The following is a 20,289-nucleotide window of genomic DNA, read 5'->3' as shown; positions in this document are numbered from 1 at the left end:
TTAAAGCTAAGTCAGTTAGCTTGTTGTGTTTGGCTCGGTAGGGTTTGTCCTGTATTGACTGATACTGTTAGTGGCGGCTCTGGAACTTCTAAGAAGCAGGCGATTACTCTATAGAGTTCTCCTTCCGCAACGGTAACCTTTCCATCCGATTCAATCGCTAATCGACACGCTTTTACGAACAAGCGACGACTTTTCGGTTTGAGCTGCAGTAGGAGCTCTAAAGCGGCGCGATTTAGGCCCCAGTTCTTATTTGCGGGTTGTAACTCTGCATCATTAAAGCCCAAACAAGTTAGGGCGCTGCTAAATGCACGTTGAGCGTCTTCCGGTTGAGAGTGACTAACCCAAGCCAATTCGCGCAGTAGCCAAAACACACTCTCTTTTAATTGCTTTAAAGACTGGATCTGTTTTGTACATCCATACGATTCGAGTAGTTGTTTCTCCAATAAGTTGATGACACACCATTCTGCGAGTGAGTAGTGGTCATCAGTTTGAGAGAGTTCACGTAGCACCTGGCACAGTCTGTTTTTCTGACCCTCACTCAGCGATTTCAAGGCAGGGATGGAGAGTTCGAGTAATGGAAAGCGTAGATGAAGAGGCAAATCATAATCTAGCCATGGTAATAATTGTGCTTGAGACACATTTGGGATATGACTTTTTATCATCTCTCGCTGGAGTTCACTGCCATCAAATATCAAGGCAAAAGCAATAAAGCGCGCACTATATGGTTCACGAGCGATGTCGACAAGTTCGGAAGGAAGTTGGTTAAGTAGTTGTTGACCTACTTCGCTGAGTTCTGCAGTGGTTGGTTTCTCCGGTTGTGTCGATGTCCCTGATGTGAATCCACTAACGTTATCATTCTCAAAGCTTGTCGTTGGACGATGCGAACTTTGAGAAAAACTTCCATCCCAACCAGGTTCAATTCGGCGAATCCGTTCTTCTAGTGGAGGGTGAGTCGCAAATAGGCCAGAAAAGCCGGAGAGTTTGCTTTGACCAAACATCATATGGCTCATCTCATCGCTTGCTTTTGTATTCAATGAAGAACCCGCCATATGACTACCAATTTTCTTGAGTGCACCAGCAATGCCTTGATCGTTTCGAGTAAATTGAACGGCACTGGCATCAGCGAGAAATTCACGTTGACGAGAGATTGCGGCTTTGATCATCGAGCCAAACAAGGTGCCAATCCAGCCCAGAACCAAACAGATAATCGCAATCAGCATGATAACCGCAAAGCCTTTATCGGAATCGGAAGAACTTCTTGATACGCGACTCGTATGATGAGTGTTATCTAAGACCAAGTGTCCAAAATGTGCAATGCAAGTGATGCCAAACAGTACGCCGATAAGACGCGTATTCAAACGCATATCTCCGTTTAAGATATGGCTGAATTCATGAGCAATGACACCTTGTAGTTCATCTCGCGTGAAGCTATCCAGTGCGCCTTGTGTGACGCCGATGACGGCATCATCAATGCTCATTCCTGCTGCGAAAGCATTGATACCGCGCTCTTCCTGCATCACATAGACGGGAGGAACCGGAATACCAGATGCAATTGCCATCTCTTCCACAACGTTGAGCAGTTGTCTATGTTTTGCATCTAAGGTGTTTGAGGAAATCAGCTTGCCGCCTATGCTCTCAGCAACACCTCGGCCTCCATTGGAGGTGAGGGCGGATAAGCGAACCGTTGAACTTCTCGCAACAACCAGCAATACACCGGCAAAGCACAACAAGACGTAGGTAAGTGCGGTTTCTTGATCAAAGTGTTCGCCTGTTACTCCGTAATAGATACCAATCGATAATACGCTTACCAAACCAGTGATGGTGACAACTGCTAAGGAAAACAGGAACACCAAAAGCCCAGTGCGTTGACGCGCGGTATCTTGATGGTCAAAGAAATCCATTAGAACTCAACCTTCGGGGCCGCTTGTATTTCAGCACTGTCAGAAAACTCTAACAGTTTGCCATCTTGGAATCCGAATGCGTTGGAAAACAACACGGGCGGGAACGTTTGTTTGTATGTGTTGTAGCTGGTTACCGCATCATTAAATGCTTGGCGAGCAAACGCAACTTTGTTCTCAGTGCTGGTTAATTCTTCTTGAAGCTGACTCATGGTTTCATTCGCTTTAAGCTCAGGGTAGGCTTCCACTACAACATTAAGTTTGCCCAACGCACTTTGCAGCATGCCTTCTGCTTGGTTTAGTTGGCTAATTGCCGCATCACTACCAGGTGCGTCACTGGCTGCTTTCAGGCCAGCAATTGCTTGATTACGAGCTTGGATGACACGTTCAAATGTTTCTTTTTCGTGTTCCATATAGCCTTTTGCAGTATTAACTAAGTTCGGAATCAAATCGTATCGACGTTTTAATTGAACCTCTATTTGAGCGAAGCTGTTTTTGAAACGGTTTTGTAGAGTAACGAGCTTGTTGTAGATACTGACGGCGTACACCACAATGAGCAGGACAATAACGATAAAGACAATAAATGCAGTCATAATAAATCCCATTTTCTTAATGTATTCAGTTCTTATATAAACTGTTGAGATATTAAGCAAATGCTTCTGAAGAAGCGATGTAATAACCGAGAAATATGTCACGAGTTGAGTAACAATTAAAATGCATTTACAAAGCAATACAGAAAGAATAATGACACTGGAGAGATGAAAGAAATAGGCCCAGCTAGAAGCCGGGCCTTGTCGATAAGCAATATTGGCGATGCCGTTAGGCACTCATTGGAACAAGCACCATAGTACCAATTATAACTGTGATAAGACCAGCAAGAACCGGAATAGATGTACGTTTTACAACCTCAAACGGGCTGATGTTCGCCATACCGGATGTCGCAACGATTACGCCAGACACTGGTGAGATAGTACGACCTAGGTTTGATGCTTGAAGCATCGGGATAATTAGGAACGCTGGGTTTAGTCCCATTTTCGCAGCCAAAGATGGTGCCAACTCCACAAATGCATAGAAAGGTGCGTTACCAGACCCCGTTGCAATCGCTGCTGCAACTGTCAATGCAGTAAGGATAAGCATTAAAGCAACACCGCCTGCACCTGCATTGTCTGCAAGGTGAAGTAGGTTATCGATAGCGCCGATAGACATTAGACCTTGCGCAAAAACCCCCGCTGCAACCAAAAGCATCACAACGCCTTTGAACGCGTCAGCCATGCCAGCGTAACAAGAATCTAAATCTTCCAGTGATTTCTTACCATCAAACTTATTTACAACGTAATGGATCAGAGCGCCAAGGAAAATCGAACCGACCACAATAGTGTAAATGTCTAGGCTAAGTCCTGGAATGGTACGACCGTTGAATAGGAACACGCCGATGATAGGTAGAAATGGCAGTGCCGCATAAAACGCTGGTGCATCGGCTTTGATCTCTGATACGTCAATTTTTTCCATTGGCGTATTTTCTTTCTTATCTAAGTATTTGTTCCAGAAGAAAGCCGCGGCAGCCATCACGATGATTGCGCAAATAGAAACAGGCAACACTGTTTGTACCGCAAATACATCAAGCGCCAAGCCAGATTTTTCGGCGGCGATCACCACATCACCAGAGGTTGGAGAAAGAATGATTGCCGCAGGAGAGGCACAAACTGCAACCGCTGCTGGACGAGAGATCCCCATCGCGACCATCATTGGGAATAATGTCGCCATTAATAGTACGCCAAGGCCGGTTGCAGAACTTACTGCAAGAGACATCAAACACGCCACAATGTAAGCCGCTACCAAAAGGACATAAGGAGACTTGATAACAGAAAGCGGTTTAGAGAACTGTTTCACTACAACGTTATTCGCGCCGATGTGAGTCATATAGGAAGCGAAGCCACATAGCAACATGATTTGCATACCAAGGCCGCCGCCGCGGTATTGTAGCATGTATTTCACGTATTCTAGCGCGTCTGTCACCATGTTACCGGTTGAGGTGATTTTTGAGGGCAGCACGTCATGCCCCAATACGCCAGTCATAAGAAGTAAAGCAATACCAGCCGTCAGTAACACGCCCGCTGCTTTATAGCCTTTGACGATAAAGTAACCCACAGCAATGGTGACAACTAAGCCAATTAAGAGCTCTAACATAGGGATCTCCGAATGTTATGAAAAAAAGAAAGAAACTGTTTCAGTTTATGACAAGGAATTTACAGAATTCTTAACTGTGGCACGAGACAAATATGGGGCTTGCATGATCTGAGACAAATAATAATTTAATAATTAATTTCGTTAGATTGTATTGTTGGAATTTGGTTTTCTAAGTGTTATGTGCTGGTTTGAAGCTGTTTGCAGGAAGGAAAATATGACCAGAAATTTGAATAAATAGTGAGGGAATTGATTCAAAATGAGAAAAAGAAACAACTCAGTGAGTTGGAAGAGGGTAATAATCCTTGCAACAAAAAAGCTTCGCCGAAGCGAAGCTAAATCGTAAGGATGGGTTAAGTTAAGCGTATCGGCGCACCATGAGGTTCCAACTGCGTTGTTGCCGCTCGAACTCCGCTTTGATTTGCTGATACTTTATCTTGGTCACAGAGCACTCGTATTTTTTTACTACACTGGCTGTTTTTGCACCGAGTACTTCCTTGCGCATCTCATAATATTCCTGCATGTGATGAACTAGCGCATCAAACTCGTGTTGTAACTGATCGAGAATCGTCTGCGTATTCGGTTTTGCTCCCAGTTTTTCTTTTGCTTTCTTCAAGAGTTGAGTTGCGCGAGCTTTTTCAATTCTAAATGTAGGCGTTGTGCGTAATTTAGATGTCAGTCCTAGCCAAGAGCATGACTTAATCAACCACTTGGTCGGGTCGTAATGCCACCAATAGACACCATTACGATAGTCATTCTCGAAGATATGATGGAAATTGTGGTAGCCCTCACCAAATGTGAAAAAGGCTAACACGCCGTTGTCGCGAGCGGTGTTTTTGTCCGTGAAAGTCTGTTTTCCCCAAACATGCGCAAGTGAGTTAATGAAAAAGGTCGTGTGGTGGCTCATAAAGAGTCGAGCGGCACCAACTACTAATAACATACCCCAAATATCGCCGTAGATAATACCAAGAGCGACCGGAAAGCCAATATTGGTGAGTAGAGCAAGTGGAACATAGTACTTATGTTGCCACATGACGATTTTGTCACGCTTTAAATCGCGGCAGTTGGTGTATTCGTTTTCCTGCGATTTGTTGTAGTCGCGTAACATCCAGCCAATGTGAGAATACCAAAAGCCTCGTTTTGCTGAGTAAGGATCTTTGTCGTTATTGTCGACATGCTTGTGGTGTACACGATGATCAGAAGACCAGTGTAATGCACTATTTTGCAAAGAAAATGCTCCTCCAATCGCAAAAATAGCACGTAAAATTGGATGAGCTTCGTATGTTTTGTGGCTCCAGAGTCGGTGATAGCCTGCTGTAATAGAAAGATTCGTAAAACTGAATGCCATCACTCCCCAAACTAGATGCTCCCAACCCAGTCCAAAATGATATGCATACCAAGGCATTACAATAAAAGTCAGAACAAAACTGGAAGAAAATATCAATGTATTCAACCAGATAATGGGTGGTTTGTTTTGAGTCACAGGTGTATTCCTAACTTTGAGCTAACAACTGTTCGCCAGAATATCAGCGTACACGTGTAAGTCAAATTTAAGTTAGACAAATGTGACTGTTCCATTGGATGTACATTAAGGAACTTGATGGGATATTTTGCTTTTAATTGAATAATGAGTAGTATTAAAAAATGAGCTCTGGCTTAAGGTGTATAAAATCTGCCAAGAAACAAGTGTTATAAAGGTGGAATATGCCGAGACTCTATAAAGAAGCAAAAAATGTAAGAAAATAGGAATACGTAATGGATTTACGATTAGCGGAATATAAGGACTACGAGCGCATTGCGCATCTTCATGCGGATAGTTGGAAGCGTCATTACCGTGGCATTCTTAGTGATAACTATCTTGATAAAGAGGCGATTGACGACAAACGACTGATCTGGCAAACCCGTCTGACCAACCCACCATTCAACCAGCACATTGTCTTGGCGGAAGAGGGTGGTTTGTTGCTCGGCTTCGTTTGTGTGTTTGGCAACCATGATTTCGAGCGTGGAACCTTTATTGACGCACTGCATGTTGATGACAGCTACCGCGGTCGTGGTATTGGCAAGCAGCTATTACTTGCTGTCGCAGAATGGCAACAACAGTATTTTAAAGACACTGGTCTTTATCTAGAAGTCGTATCGCAAAACATTTCTGCAATTGAATTCTACCGCCATATTGGAGGTCAAGAATGTCAAGAGCGAACTTGGCGTGCGCCAGGTGGTACAGAAGTATTGGAGAAGGTATTCCGTTGGAAGAATGCTCAGTCATTAGTTAGTGGGATAGAAGAAAACGTTATTTACTCCTAGTCTGACGTTTTAGCTTAGCAATAAGAGCAGCATCAACGCTGCTCTTTTTTGTGCCTGTCCTAAAGTTTTGTGTTTCAGTGGGCGACTTAAAAGCAAAGCCCCATGGCTTTTAGCTCTGACTCGCATTGCTGAGCATTTTCAAATTGAATGGCAGACATGCCTACCGTTCGGGCTCCTTCGACGTTGTATGGCATATCATCAAGAAATACCGTTTCCTCAGCCTGAAGCTGATACGTTGAAAGTAGGGTTTGGTAGATCTCTGGTTGTGGCTTTAGTAACTGCACTTCAGAAGAGATGATTGCACCGTCAAACAGCGGCCAGAATTCATAGGTAGCACGAAGATGCTCGACAATTTCGTTGACGTTGTCTGTGAGCGCATAAACGCGATATCCTGCACTTTTTATTCTTTTTAGCAGTTCGACACTGCCGTAAAGTAATATTTGTGTATGTTTGACGTAGTAAAAAAAGCGGTCCATTTCTTCCGCTGTCACTTTGTGCTCACGTTGATAGCACAGTTTGGCTTCCTTTTCGGAAATGATTCCTTTGTTTAAGTCTTTCCAGATTTGTGATGAAAACAGCAACTGAGCCATTTTTTCCGCTTCTACTGAGTGACCAAATGTTAAGCGAACAATCTCTACCGGAGACCAGCGTACTAATACATTTCCCACATCAAAAATTACGTTTTTTATTTGTAAAGGTTCCATAACACACCCCAAGCCAATTGTTCATCACCGCGTTACATCCACAGTGAGCGCTGTCGTTAAATCTTTGGAAGTTCGAGCCAAAGGCGCTGTTTAAATGTCTCGAACGTATATGAGATTAACATCCCTTAGGATACAACGCGATTATCGCAAAATTACACTAAACTATATGCAACTTCATTTATTTGGTTGTAAATCAAGTGTCGCTATCTTAAAAGATTGAAATTAAAGACAAGCGTCGCGAAATATTTGCGCCATTTCGCGCTGCTTATAAGCGTTAAGTAATATATAATTACTTAATAATAAAACGATAAGAATGAATGCAAATCACACTATTGGGACGTCAGGCGGAGTAGGCAAAATAGATAATATGGACTCGATACGTAAGGTTTATCAATATGCAGAACCCAACCTGACTCTCGTTGGTTGGATGGGGTTTCTTGGCTTTCCGCTGTACTACTTTGTTTGGGATTTTGTTTTCCCACAGGCTTATGAAAACTTGCCGCTCAGATTGTTTTGTTCACTATTGTTCTTTGGCATCATTTTTAGAAATCGCCTGTCGTCAACGTGGCGAGAATATATCCATATTTACTACCAAGTGACGATAACGATTTGCTTACCGTTTTTCTTTTTCTATATGTTACTGATGAATGACTGGTCCAATGTTTGGGTCATGTCCTTTATGTCCGCGATTTTCTTGCACATTCTATTGGTTCATGTCACAAGAGTTATGTTCGCTCAAACTTTTGCCGGAATAGGTTTAGCGACGTTCTTTGCTTGGGTGGCGAAAGGGTTTCATCTCGATTTAACAATGGACTGGACGCATGTGCCAATCTTTCTCTTTATTTATGTATTTGGCAATTTATTCTACTTTCGGAACCAAGTAGAGCACGAAGCGAAAGTGTCGTTGGCCAAGTCATTCGGGGCCGGAATTGCGCATGAAATGCGTAACCCTTTAAGTGGCCTTTGCACGTCAATCGATGTTATCCAATCAGTCTTACCCAATAAAAAAGAAGCCGAGAAAGACCAATATCTGATGAGCGGAGAGGATGTCACCCTGCTGCGCGAAGTTAGTGAGGATGCGATGAACATCATCCAGTCGGGCAACGAGACGATAGATTTACTTCTGACATCGATAGACGAAAACCGTGTCTCGCGATCCAGTTTTCAAAAGCATTCTGCTCACTCTGTGGTTGAAAAAGCGATTGAAAGCTTTAGTTATAAGCGTGCGACGGATCGCTTTGCTATATCCCTAGATGCGAGAAGTGAGTTTGATTTTCTTGGTAGCGATACCTTACTTAAATACGTTATGTACAACCTTTTCAAGAACGCCTTCCATCACCGCACATCTGAAGATTTCCACATACATGTGTCCATGATGAGCACGGAGCACTCAAACCAAATCGTTGTAACCGATAATGGTGCTGGTATTGCTCCTGATGTCCTACGTAATATATTTCAGGACTTTTACACAACTGGTAAGTCAGGCAGCTATGGTTTGGGTTTGCCATTTTGTAAAAAAGTGATGCGTTCTTTTGGAGGTAACATTGAATGCCAGTCTCAGCTAGGTGAGTGGTCTCAGTTCACGTTAACTTTCCCGCCGATCACATCTGATATCGTGACTGAAATTAAAAACGATTTGACCAAACTCAAAACCATCCTAACGGTGACTAATCAAGATATTCTTGTGTCGAAAGTGACGGACATTAGCCGTTTTATGGGTTTTGAATCAACGATCTTAGATGTTAATCAAGTGCTCAAAAAGAAAGAGTATGAGTTCGAATTCGACCTGATTTTTATCGACCTTGAGAGCTTGGATGCAAGAGCAAACCAATTGGATAGATTAGAACCTCTTTTGTCTTTCACGGAAGCTCGTATCGTTTATCTTTTTGAGCATCACCCAACACAGAGAGCACGCAAAGCGGCATATGAGCCTATTTGGGTCGAGACTCAAGCCTGGTTATTGAATACTAAGCCAACCATTGACCGTCTCTTGTATGATTCAAGCTATGTGTCGACACCAACGGCCTCAGTGGCTTTGGATACGTCAAATAAGCGGACAATTATGGTCGTGGATGATAACGAATCTTTGCGAAAATTTACCGCGATGTTACTCGAAAAGCAGGGCTTTGAAGTGATTCAGAAAGAAGACGGGCAGCAAGCACTGGATACATTAGAGCAAGAGAACGTTGACCTCATTCTTATGGATATCGAGATGCCCATCATGGATGGTGTAGAAGCTTCAAGGCGAATTCGAAGCTCGGATAAAAACTATGCGTCGGTACCTATTATTGCGCATACTGGGGATAGCTCACCTGTTACGCTGGACAAAATAGGCTCTTCTGGCATGTCTGACTTTATCGTAAAACCAGCGGATAAAAATCGCTTATTCGACAAAATCGCAAACTGGATTTAATCACTCGCAACTGTGTTATCTTGAGACGAGTTGCTCATAATGCGAATCCGAATAAAGAGCTCAGCAAAACTGCTGAGCTCTTTATTTTTACCTACACTCTAGCTTATACAAAATCTAGATCAGGATGAACAAACGCTTCTTGGCAGGCGGAAAGAACGTGATCGACTTCGGCGGCAGTCATGTCCGCATTGACAGAAAAACGAATGATGTTCTTGTTTCTTCCTGTTGCAGGGCGGCAGAAAACTGCGCCAAAGACATTCCTTTCTTCTAAAAAGTCGCGAACTCGCTCAGTGTTTCTTTCGTTGCCACATTCTAGCGCGATAATTTGCGACTCACTGCGAATAGTAAACCCAATACGTTTTAAACCAACGGCTAGAGACTTCGCTCTTTTAAACAAAATCTCCCGCTTGTCATCGGCTTTCTTTATGACGTCCAGTGTTTTTTCTAACCGAATGATCTCTTGCGGTAACACGGTAGAACTGAAAATGGCAGGATACGCGACAAATGGAAGCGTCTTCGCCAGCTTTTCTGCCCCTAAAATTGCGCCAGCACGATAAGCAAATGTCTTTGCAAGACTTACGGTTACAAAATCCACCATATGAGTCAAATCCAGCTCTTGCAGTAGCCCAGCGCCTTGCGGACCGTGCGTACCTAACGAGTGCGATTCATCCACAACTAAGCCGCAGTCAAACTCTTGTGCTATTTCGTAGATATCACGTAGAGGAGCAATGGTTCCGATAGTGCTGTAAACCGAATCCACAACAATAATTCCCGAACCATGGCGTGAAATCTGTTTTCGCAAGTGGTTGGTGTTGTTATGCATGAACGGATGAATTTGTGCTCCTGCGATACGTGCACCTTCCCATAAAGACATATGCGCAAAGAAGTCGATATACACAGGTATGTTCGGTGCACAAATAGTCTGTAATAAACCGACATTCGCTGCCCATCCCGATTGGGAAAGCAGACAGCTAGGCATGCCGACAAAACTGGCTAGTTGAGTTTCAAATGCAGGTTTCGACTCATCATCTTGCAAGAAAATCGCGGACATCACGACGTTGTCATCGTGTTGAGAAATCGCATCACGATGCGCGTTTTGAATCTCCTTGTTATGAGACAGTGCAAGGTAATCATTGCTTTGCATAACAATAGCATTACATGGTGGACGTTTACCAAGAACAAGGTGTTTTTTGTTCTCGTTCGGTTCAATTAGATCTTGAATATGAAAATCTAGGCGTTCCTCAATAAAGGAAGGAAGTGGTTTGCTTTGTATAGTTTCACTCATAATAAATCTCTTCTTCATATGGAAAAACGCCAGCGCTGACACTTATTCATATTGCGGATTTTGGGGAGAGTGTCACTAACCAGGTTGCATAAGTTTGCAGACCCTTGCAAACTCGACATTTGAGGGTTGGATGGTGGCTGTAACTCTATAGGGGCCCGGGGTCTAAACTAGTTTGTGCTTAAAGTTTATACGGCGATTTTGCGGTGTTTTTTTCGTGCTTCATATCTGGATTTTGTATGAAGAATATAAAGTTTGAAAAGTGAAAAAATGGGCGCATTAGATAACAAAAAAGGCGCGAAAATCGCGCCTTAAAATATGATTGGGAAAAGATAATATCAGTTTATCGCTTATTACGTAGATAGCGCTTGCGGCGCTCTTCTTTACGCTTCGCTTTTTCTTCTTCTTTACGAGCGGTTTCAATCTCGACTTCAATCAGCTCTTGAGTGATCATTTCTGGGCGCTCTAGTGTAATTTGGCCTAGTGTGCCTTGGCGAAGTTCGTGCAACAAAATCTCTGATACTTTGTGCAAGTCCACACGTCCACCTGCGCGTAGTGCACCACGGCGGCGACCAATCTCTTCCATGATCTCGATATCTGATTCAGGAAGCTCTTCGATTTGGTAACGCTCTTTAAGCTTGTCTGCATAGTGGGCTGCTAGATACTCAATGGTGTAAAACGCAACCTCGTCGTATTCCATCGCAGTATCTTTTACAGCGCCAGTAGCAGCTAAACGGAAGCCACTGTGTGGGTTTTCCACTTTTGGCCACAGAATCCCTGGAGTATCAGATAAAACGATGCCATTTTGCAGGTTGATGCGCTGTTGACGACGTGTTACCGCTGGCTGGTTACCAGTCACCGCGATCGTTCGACCAGCTAGAGTATTGATGATTGTTGATTTCCCAACGTTTGGGATCCCCATGATCATGGTACGAATGTTTTTACCGATCTCTTCACGGTGTGGGGCAAGTTTACGGCAAAGCTCCATGATTCGATGCACTTCTTGCGGTTCTGACGTCGTGATCGCCATTGCTTTTACGTGTTGCTCTTGCTCCAAGTGCTCAATCCATAATTGAGTTAACTCAGGATCGGCCAAATCACGCTTGTTCAAGACTTTAACGACTGGCTTGTCACCACGGATTTGAGATATCAAAGGGTTTTCACTACTGAAAGGAATACGAGCATCCAGTACTTCGATGATCACATCCACTTGTGGGATTGCTTCTTCGATCTCTTTGCGTGCTTTGTGCATGTGGCCAGGAAACCACTGGATTGAGTTATTAACCATTTGAATTTAATACCTTAATTTTCTTACTGCTCCAACGGGCGTACGAGTAGTAATTTGAGCTTCGAGCAGCATAGTTTTAGACAGAGTGTGTTAAAACCGTACTTACTTTTGTGGCTCTGTACCGCAAAGTTGAGCGTTTCTTTTGTGTTAATGAGCTAGTTTATCACGGAATGAAGGCGAAGCATTCAAGATGGAGACAAAAAGCCACGGTTTACAAACGAGCAAGCAAACATTTGTTGAGTATGCTCGCCAACGGACTTACAACAAGTATTCACTTTGGTGAGATATTGAGCGCAAATATTGTATAGTCAAAGGTGGATTGTTTTGTCGGTTTTTTCTGACTTATTTTAAATTTTTATCTTTATATCAGTAATTTATATTTCATTTCGCTATTAGTCGAAATTTGACATTTAGCCGACACAAATTAATCTGACTGCCCAGTCCGAGTAAGGCTTTATGCTCAGTACGATAAGTCGTATTACAGCGTTGTCCGTTGCCACATTTTTGCCAGTAGTTTCTTTTTTAACTCATTGATAGTGAGAGTTATTGAGAACTGACAAGCAGACGGAGTTTTACATTGAGGCTGAGTAATGCTGGTCGATTTTGATCAGCGAGTGGCAGGATTAATTTAACCAATCGAGCAGGAGATCGAAAATATAGACTATTGGATAGAGATAAATGAATACACAGCTTAATGTGATGGTGATTGATGGTCATCCTCTACAAACCAAGATACTTACCCAAATATTGGGCCATAGTGGCGCTTCAGTCAGTACATTCAATTGTGTGGACACTGCTATTCAATGTGCACAAAAGCAATATTTTGATGTGATCTTTTGCTATCTCCAGATGCCTGGAAAAGGCGGTATCGACATCTTGGAAGTGTTCGACCAAATCCAGTATCACGGGCAAGTCGTGCTAGTCGGTTTGTTGGAGCAGAGCATCATCTCGGCAGTACGAGAAATGTGCGAAGGGTTTAGTTTTGAGATATTAGGAGAACTGCCTAAGCCGTACGACGAAATGCAAGTGGTTAAACTCCTCAACCAAATAAAAGATGGAAGAACGCGAAAAACAGCGTTTGCTCAACCTATCGTACTGCAAGACCAAGAGTTTTTGTTTGCTTTGGGTGAGGGGCGAGTGAAGAATTATTACCAACCTTTGGTAGACGCACACAGTGGTGAGCTTTTAGGTTATGAAGCGTTAGCGCGTTGGGTGCATCCCATTTATGGCGTGTTGTTACCAAACCACTTTCTTCCGATCGTAAAACGATGCCATTTGTCTTCTGAACTTTTTCAATCAGTGCTGATTAATACAATCTATGACATCAACAATAGGGGATTAACCCAAAAGGTCTCGATTAATGTCGACCACGAAAACTTGAACGACCCTGACTTCTCGCATCGTTTTATTCAACAATGCTCGGAAAGTGGTGTCGACCCGTCACAAATCACCATTGAGATTACAGAGCGGGAAGCTTTCCAAGCTAGCACGTCTATCTACAAAAACCTCATCAAACTCAGAATGATAGGTGTCACGGTATCAATTGATGATTTTGGTACGGGCTCATCTACATTTGAAAAGTTGGCAAAGTTACCTTTTAACGAGATCAAACTTGACCGCGCTTTTGTCTACGGAGCGAGTGAAGACCTGAAAAAGAAAAGCATTGTCATCGCTATTTGTGCTTTAGCGAAAAGCCTCAATATTCGTATTGTCGCAGAAGGTGTCGAAGACGAAGCAACCTATAAAACCATGCGCGAATGTGGAATAGACATCTGCCAAGGCTTTTACATTGATAAGCCCATGCCGTTAGAGGTAATCACTATTTTGAAGTAAAAATATGAAAGAATTGAACTGTTTGATCTTTGATGATCAAATGCTTATCTGTATGGCTATCAGTGATAAAACCGTGAGTATCAAGAAACGTCGATTTCTAGACAAGTTTAATGTAAATAATGTTATTGAACTTGCAAAAGTAGTGGGAACATAAAGTGTTATGAATGTAAGAAGTTTTGTTTCTTCTTTTGCGGTTGCGATGTTGTTATTTATTGTATCGGTGGCCATGATTGGTGCTGTTCTCATCTCTTATGAGGAGAAGCAATTTAATACGTACGCTAACAATTTAGCAAAAACAAAGCAGAAGGTCATTCTGCTAGGCTTGTTGACCGAAGCTCAATTGGCGCAGTATGAAAACTTCAGTATCGAACAAATAGAAGTACTGACTGACTTCAGTTTTCAAGATGCAATTTATGCTTTAAAGCCGTATAAAAACCTAGATTATGTGGAAACTGTTGCTCGTAAAGCCCTACACCAAGCAGAAGCTCATTTGTCCAATGTCTACGATAGAGAAGACGCCATATTGTACTTTCGTTCTTACACTAGTGACAAACTCATCTTAGAACGACCAATCCCAGCTCTAGAGGGATCTAAAGAGACGTTTGATATAGAATGGTGCAGAGTGAATTACGCTTGTATTCTTGCCGCGTGGAAAGAGCAGCTCTCCGACCGAGTTCTTATCTCTAAGCCCTTCAAAACCACGTATTCAGATGAGATGGCATTAAGTATAATGAGTCCCGTCTACTATAGAGGGAAGCTTGTCGGCGAATTTTCGGAACAACTGTATTTATCATCGCTTTATAATGAAGGCAAAGCCGTTGACGTAGAGGTTAGTAACGGAAATAAGCAGATAATTATTTACTTTCCGAGCTACCCCTTAGCTCATTTTGCTTACACTCAATCCTATGTTGCCGACAATAATAATCTCGTCGTTTACCAATATCCGTTTAGTAAAATTTTGGTGGACTACAGCTTTATTCTTGTCATCTATTTTGTCGTAGCGTTCGCCTATTATCGAAAAGCTAATGAATCTAAACAGAGCAAAATTCAATTAGAAAATGCTCTGAGTGATGTAACGCAAGATGACTTAACCGGATTATTAAATCGGCGAGTATTTAAAGAAGATCGGTTTAAACATCGGATGGAGGTTGAACCATACTCTATCATTGCGATTGACGGAAATCGTATCAAGAAGATTAATGATCGTTACGGACACCATGTTGGCGATGAAGTCATTGTTATTATTGCAGACTCAATGAGAAAGGTTTTTCGGAACAGTGACTACTTAGTCAGGACTGGTGGTGATGAGTTTATTGTCATTTTGCCCGGATGCAGCATGAGTAAAGCTTCCATGTTAGCGAAAAAGCTCCGTGGCGTTGTTAAACACAATCGTTTAAGTACATTAGATATAGAGATCAGCGTTAGTACTGGTGTTGCTGCGCGCGAAGAGGATGAAACGCTGCAAGAGGTGATCGTGAGAGCAGATGAAGAATTATATGAAATGAAAAAACAGCGTGTTTGAGGACAACAATACATAACCATGACATAACTGTTTGATAAATTTGACCAAGCAGTACCCTTGGTCTTTTATATTAGTCGAGCAATGCATAATGCTCCTTTGATTGCTGATTAGCATAAGACCCAACTGGTACTGTATCGTGAACAAAGACCTTGATCTAAACCTATTAAAAATACTGGTTCTGTTAGAAAAGCATCGTCAGCTTAAACCCGTAGCGAAAGCCTTGGGCAAGAGTGAGGCGTCGATCAGTAAATATCTTGCTCGCTTACGCATCCAGCTTGGTGATGAACTATTCATTCGTCACCCACATCATTTAGAACCTACCAACTTTCTGATGCGTCAGTTACCCAAAATAGCAGATGCATTAGATAACTTAGAAACATGCTTAGTTCGATCAGAATTCAAACCAGAAAAATACAGTAAGGATATAACGGTCTGTTTACCCCAAACGGCTCAGTACTCATTTGGACACTTGTTGGCGATGGATTTAATGACGCTGTTTCCTAAAGCTCATATTACTGTCGCAACCATCACGGAATATACGGTGGACGAAATCCTTTTAGGCAAAGTGGATGCCCAGCTTCATTACTTCAATGATGAATTGCCAAAATCTATCCATCAGAAATTTATTGGCTACGCGCCTGCTGTGGTTGTTGTTCCGGAAGAGCTTGGGATCACCACTCTTGAAGAGGCTGCCAAACTGCCATTTATTATGCTTGAAATTATCGGTTGGAAAGAGAAAGAGCAGCTTGCAAAACGAGCAATGGAGAACCACGGTATGGTGATCAATCGAATTGCAGCGCTAGATAACGTGAGCAGTGTGCTAAAGCTGCTCAAACAAAAAAAGGCGGCGACGGTTTTTCTGGAGTATCAGGCGCCAATCGAAGGATACCGTTTTATTCGTATTCCTGAATCTTATTACCCCAACGGCTGGCCAAAGGTTGTACTTCAGATGAAGCAAAGCCATCGTCACGACGCAATGCACCAGATATTAACCGATGCCATTGCAAAATATATGAAGAACTAACGATCGCATTGAATGTTTTCAGCGCTTGGGATCGTATGCAGTAATTCAATCAATGAATCTGCATGGTATTTTTTCAAAATACGAGTTTTGTAAGTGCTGATGGTTTTAGCGCTGAGCGATAGTTGTTCTGAAATACGTTTATTTGAATAGCCCTGAGCTAAGTAGTGGAACACCATGGCTTCGCGATTGGATAGCGTGACATCACCAGTAGAAGGAGCGTGAGTAGACTTAAACATAGAGTACCCACGTGAGACGCTCACAATCGCGTCAGTAATCGCTTCTTTTGTCTCGTTTTTATTCAAGAAACCATGAGCTCCAATCTCGTAAGCCGCTTTAGAAAGGCTGGAATAGTCGCGTGAAGAAATGAAAAGTAATTTACCTTGATAGCCCGTAGCTAAAATATTCTTCGCCAAACGCATACCATCTCGATCACCAAGGACAACGTCTAGAATAATAAAATCAATTTTTGTATTTCGAACTAAGTCCATTACTTCTGCGCTGTCTTTCGACTGAATGACTTCGGCTGTGTTGATTACGCTCTCAACAAGAGAAGTCAGTGCTTCGCTGTAAAGTGGTTGGTCATCAATGATAAGAACATTATTCAAATGGAGCCTCACTACTATCCGAACTGTCATACCGCCCAACGCAATATGATTGTATTAAGAGGGATTGTAGGAAAAACCTTTCTGATGGAAAGGAAAATGACATTTTCTATAATTGAAATTCACTGAGCACAATTGAATAAGATACTGTCGAATACGCCAATACACGAGGGATTTCATATGTGTGGGTATAGTGATAGGCCAACGAAAAACATCAATATTAACCCTAAACTTTTCATCGAAATGGCCGCTAAAAGTGGGAAGGTAAGGTCGCACTAAGTTAACTCATGTTATCCTGTTCAAAAATGAGACATTTTTTCACAGTTTGATATGGAAATGTGCGTTGGCCGTCCTTTTGGTGGTTTACAAACTTTGTTGTAACGACTAAAAAGGATGCTTGGATTTTTAGCCTGAGAATGGCTTCTCATGGCGTTTGCATCAAACTTTTTCTGATGCGTATTTTGGTTGGATAATTGGCTTTATGAGTAACGTAACCAGCACCATTTTGACAGAAAGTGGTACCAATGAGCTTGAAATCATCGAGTTTCATTTAGAAAAAACATTGCCGGATGGCAGCACAAAAACTTGTTATTACGGCATCAACGTTGCGAAAGTACGAGAAGTGATTCGCGTACCAGAGACAACCGATTATCCAAACGCACAACCTCACATGATCGGGGTGTTTTCGTCCAGAGATGTATTGACGCCTTTAGTTGATTTAGCTGGTTGGTTAGGTGTACCAACACGCCAGGACCTAGAGCGTAAGTTTGTTATCGTTACTGATTTCAACAAAATGACCAATGGCTTTCTGATTGATAGTATTTCACGTATTCATCGTATCTCTTGGAATGATGTGGAATCACCAAGTCAGTTTTTGGAAGCGGGCGAACAAGATTGTGTAGTGGCAGTTGTCCGCAAAGAAGGCAACCTGATCATGATTCTCGACTTTGAAAAAATCATCGCGGATATTAACCCAGAGCTGAGTATGGAAAAATACGATGTGAAAGGGGATAAGTCGGTAGATCTAAACCAGAGAATGGTGGGTAAGCGTAATGCTAAAACGATCATGGTGGTGGATGACTCAGCATTTATTCGCTCTTTGATTCAAGATACATTAGCTTCTTCAGGTTACAATGTGATCACTTGTAAAGACGGTGGTGAGGCTCATGAGAAATTAATGAGCTTAATCGAGGTCGCGAAAGAAGAAAACTTGCCAGTTAAAGAGCTGTTAGATGCGGTGGTTACGGACGTAGAAATGCCTCGAATGGATGGTATGCACTTAGTGAAGAGACTACGCGATACTGAAGCGTTTCATGAAATGCCGATCATTATGTTCTCATCATTGATGAGTGAGGATAACCGAGCGAAAGCACTGTCTCTTGGCGCAAATGATACGATTACCAAGCCAGAGATTGGCCGTATGGTGAATATGATGGATAAATACGTATTTAACTTTGCGTAAACAAACCCGATAAGATTAAAAATAAGGCTGCCGATGTGCAGCCCTGTTGTTTTAAGAACAATGATTAATTACTAGAGTATAGTCTTGGTTTTCTCTAAGTGGTGGACCATAAATGATACTGCACTTCTCTTTTGACGCACTCTTGTCATCTCTTGCCATTATCGCTACGAGCCTTTTATCTTCAAAAGCCTCAATTTTCCAATCTGTTGTACCGTACTGATGTTCAAGTTCATGAACAAGCAACCCCAAAGCAGTCTCATCTGCATCAGGGTATCCGTATAAGAAGACGCATCGCTTGTTGGCGCCAATAGTACAGCCTTCGAAAGGCAGCTCTGCTTTGGTGAATTTATTATCAAAATTTGCAACATATGCTTTGCTCTCCAACCCTGCAGTCGCCATTTTTCCATAACCGACACCGAGCGCTGATGCAATCGCGCCCTTCATGCCTTCTAAACGCGCTTCACGCGCATCACTTTGAAGGTTTAAAAAGCGTGGTGCGGCAGTGACAGCAAGAATGCCAAGCACGACAATAACTACGACTAACTCTATTAGAGTAAATCCAGTTTGTTTTCTCATATTATTTTCACAGCAAGTTAAAGGTAGAAAAAGTAACACTGACCGTACACTTGTTGTTGTGTAAATAAGTACGGTAATGACAAAATGATCAATAGTATAAAGCGATGAGTCATAAAGTGCTATACCGACGTAGTGAGAATCGATTACGCCTATATAGAGCGGGAGGAGGGTTCAAAGATCTAATGCGGCCGTTTTTGAGCAGTCATTAATTCCGTTGAAGAAATGCTGTATGAATAGTCGAGCATGAATTCGTCTAGATATAAGCATACGTGTACATTGGCTGAATGAAAGACGAAAAGAAGTGATGGCAAACCGCACAAATGGATTGTCTTTTTGTTCACTTTGATGAATGCTACGCGAGATTCATATCACAACACACTCGACGCATTCATCGTGCGAATGTGCTTTGCTTTCGTGTTTGGCTTTCAAATATAAGAATAATCTAAATGGAATTCGATTCGATAAACTTGCTTGCGATAGGGCTAATATTTCTTGGCTCTTATGTACAAACCGCAATAGGCTTTGGCTTGGCAATTGTTGCCGCACCTTTACTGATTCTTTGGGCGCCGGAGTATGTGCCTGCACCAATCTGTTTAGTCGCGTTATTTATTTCGTTGATGAATGCGATGAAGCACCGCAGTAGTGTTGAAATCGGCGGTTTAAAAATGGCATTGATTGGGCGTGTGCCCGGATCGGTCGCTGGCGGCTTGCTACTGTTTTTTGTCTCGACTCAAGCTCTTACACTTTGGATTGGTTTTTTGGTGTTATTCGCGGTTGTGGTGAGTGTTTTACCGTTTCGGGTTGAACCCACACCAGCGCGTATGACATTAGCAGGATTCTTTTCTGGATTGTTTGGTACCAGTTCGGCGATTGGAGGCCCACCGATGGCGCTGTTGTTGCAACATCAAGAAGCGAATCAGTTACGTGGTAACCTATCGGCATTTTTTGTTTTCAGTTCCATCATTTCGCTCGTTGTTCAAATTCCCGCAGGTTTCTTCACATTACACCATTTGGTGATTACTATTCCGCTATTACCTGCGGCAGCACTTGGGTATTGGCTCGCGATGAAAACCACCCAATCGTTACCAAAAGAAAAAATTCGGTTTGGAGCACTTATGTTGTGTTTTGTGAGTGGGTTTACAGCAGTAGTACAAGCGTTGAACCAGTAATGCCCTCAGCATCTTAAACTCACAGGGA

Annotated in this window: 16 protein-coding genes; 7 read left to right on the top strand and 9 right to left on the bottom strand. The window is 42.5% G+C overall.

What is annotated here, in order from left to right; genetic code table 11:
• Positions 1 to 11: 11 nt before the first annotated feature.
• From NB463_RS11005 to NB463_RS10990, 4 genes are all read right to left on the bottom strand, one after another.
• On the bottom strand, positions 12 to 1,901 hold the full coding sequence (locus NB463_RS11005; protein ID WP_258431200.1) for a M48 family metallopeptidase: 1,890 nt from the start codon (positions 1,899 to 1,901) through the stop codon (positions 12 to 14).
• Complete coding sequence (locus NB463_RS11000) at positions 1,901 to 2,491, bottom strand: LemA family protein (RefSeq protein ID WP_005398201.1); 591 nt, start codon at positions 2,489 to 2,491, stop codon at positions 1,901 to 1,903. The genes NB463_RS11005 and NB463_RS11000 overlap by 1 nt, the downstream gene beginning before the upstream one ends.
• A 226-nt stretch (positions 2,492 to 2,717) precedes the next feature.
• Positions 2,718 to 4,085 carry an anaerobic C4-dicarboxylate transporter DcuC gene (gene dcuC, locus NB463_RS10995; protein WP_065645920.1) on the bottom strand — a complete coding sequence of 456 codons (1,368 nt, stop codon included), beginning with the start codon at positions 4,083 to 4,085 and terminating at the stop codon, positions 2,718 to 2,720.
• Between the two features lie 355 nt (positions 4,086 to 4,440).
• Positions 4,441 to 5,565, bottom strand: coding sequence for an acyl-CoA desaturase (locus NB463_RS10990; RefSeq protein WP_005398197.1), 1,125 nt, complete (start codon positions 5,563 to 5,565; stop codon positions 4,441 to 4,443).
• Positions 5,566 to 5,837: 272 nt separating this feature from the next.
• On the opposite strand from NB463_RS10990, the gene NB463_RS10985 reads away from it, so the two are divergent.
• Positions 5,838 to 6,386 carry a GNAT family N-acetyltransferase gene (locus tag NB463_RS10985; protein WP_258431199.1) on the top strand — a complete coding sequence of 183 codons (549 nt, stop codon included), beginning with the start codon at positions 5,838 to 5,840 and terminating at the stop codon, positions 6,384 to 6,386.
• 86 nt (positions 6,387 to 6,472) lie between these two features.
• Here the strand turns inward: NB463_RS10985 and NB463_RS10980 are convergent, their stop codons facing one another.
• Complete coding sequence (locus tag NB463_RS10980) at positions 6,473 to 7,090, bottom strand: HAD family hydrolase (RefSeq protein WP_258431198.1); 618 nt, start codon at positions 7,088 to 7,090, stop codon at positions 6,473 to 6,475.
• 367 nt (positions 7,091 to 7,457) lie between these two features.
• On the opposite strand from NB463_RS10980, the gene NB463_RS10975 reads away from it, so the two are divergent.
• On the top strand, positions 7,458 to 9,503 hold the full coding sequence (locus NB463_RS10975) for a hybrid sensor histidine kinase/response regulator (protein WP_258431222.1): 2,046 nt from the start codon (positions 7,458 to 7,460) through the stop codon (positions 9,501 to 9,503).
• A 103-nt stretch (positions 9,504 to 9,606) separates the two neighbouring features.
• Here NB463_RS10975 and cqsA read toward each other — a convergent pair whose 3' ends face one another.
• Both cqsA and ylqF read right to left on the bottom strand, forming a co-directional pair.
• A complete protein-coding gene (gene cqsA, locus NB463_RS10970; protein ID WP_258431197.1) occupies positions 9,607 to 10,788 on the bottom strand; it encodes an alpha-hydroxyketone-type quorum-sensing autoinducer synthase in 1,182 nt (393 codons plus the stop codon).
• 340 nt (positions 10,789 to 11,128) lie between these two features.
• Positions 11,129 to 12,073 (bottom strand): ribosome biogenesis GTPase YlqF, encoded by a 945-nt coding sequence (ylqF, locus tag NB463_RS10965; protein WP_005376521.1) that lies wholly within the window; start codon positions 12,071 to 12,073, stop codon positions 11,129 to 11,131.
• Positions 12,074 to 12,751: 678 nt separating this feature from the next.
• On the opposite strand from ylqF, the gene NB463_RS10960 reads away from it, so the two are divergent.
• The 3 genes from NB463_RS10960 (at position 12,752) to NB463_RS10945 (ending at position 16,452) form a co-directional block, all read left to right on the top strand.
• Positions 12,752 to 13,906, top strand: a complete 1,155-nt coding sequence (locus NB463_RS10960; RefSeq protein WP_258431196.1) for an EAL domain-containing response regulator — start codon at positions 12,752 to 12,754, stop codon at positions 13,904 to 13,906.
• A 160-nt stretch (positions 13,907 to 14,066) separates the two neighbouring features.
• Positions 14,067 to 15,428 (top strand): GGDEF domain-containing protein, encoded by a 1,362-nt coding sequence (locus NB463_RS10950; RefSeq protein ID WP_258431195.1) that lies wholly within the window; start codon positions 14,067 to 14,069, stop codon positions 15,426 to 15,428.
• A 136-nt stretch (positions 15,429 to 15,564) separates the two neighbouring features.
• A complete protein-coding gene (locus NB463_RS10945) occupies positions 15,565 to 16,452 on the top strand; it encodes a LysR family transcriptional regulator (RefSeq protein WP_046876026.1) in 888 nt (295 codons plus the stop codon).
• Here NB463_RS10945 and NB463_RS10940 read toward each other — a convergent pair.
• A complete protein-coding gene (locus NB463_RS10940) occupies positions 16,449 to 17,057 on the bottom strand; it encodes a response regulator transcription factor (protein WP_258431194.1) in 609 nt (202 codons plus the stop codon). The genes NB463_RS10945 and NB463_RS10940 overlap by 4 nt on opposite strands.
• Before the next feature lie 478 nt (positions 17,058 to 17,535).
• Between NB463_RS10940 and NB463_RS10935 the strand changes: the two genes are divergently transcribed.
• On the top strand, positions 17,536 to 18,516 hold the full coding sequence (locus NB463_RS10935) for a chemotaxis protein (protein ID WP_025998672.1): 981 nt from the start codon (positions 17,536 to 17,538) through the stop codon (positions 18,514 to 18,516).
• A 51-nt stretch (positions 18,517 to 18,567) separates the two neighbouring features.
• Here the strand turns inward: NB463_RS10935 and NB463_RS10930 are convergent, their stop codons facing one another.
• A complete protein-coding gene (locus NB463_RS10930; protein WP_258431193.1) occupies positions 18,568 to 19,092 on the bottom strand; it encodes a prepilin-type N-terminal cleavage/methylation domain-containing protein in 525 nt (174 codons plus the stop codon).
• Between the two features lie 446 nt (positions 19,093 to 19,538).
• On the opposite strand from NB463_RS10930, the gene NB463_RS10925 reads away from it, so the two are divergent.
• Complete coding sequence (locus NB463_RS10925; RefSeq protein ID WP_005395248.1) at positions 19,539 to 20,261, top strand: sulfite exporter TauE/SafE family protein; 723 nt, start codon at positions 19,539 to 19,541, stop codon at positions 20,259 to 20,261.
• The last annotated feature ends 28 nt before the right edge of the window (positions 20,262 to 20,289 follow it).

The sequence above is a fragment of the Vibrio sp. RM-41-2B genome, assembly GCF_024744415.1.
Taxonomy (GTDB): domain Bacteria; phylum Pseudomonadota; class Gammaproteobacteria; order Enterobacterales; family Vibrionaceae; genus Vibrio; species Vibrio diabolicus.
This window is presented reverse-complemented; position numbering and strand designations above follow the sequence as displayed.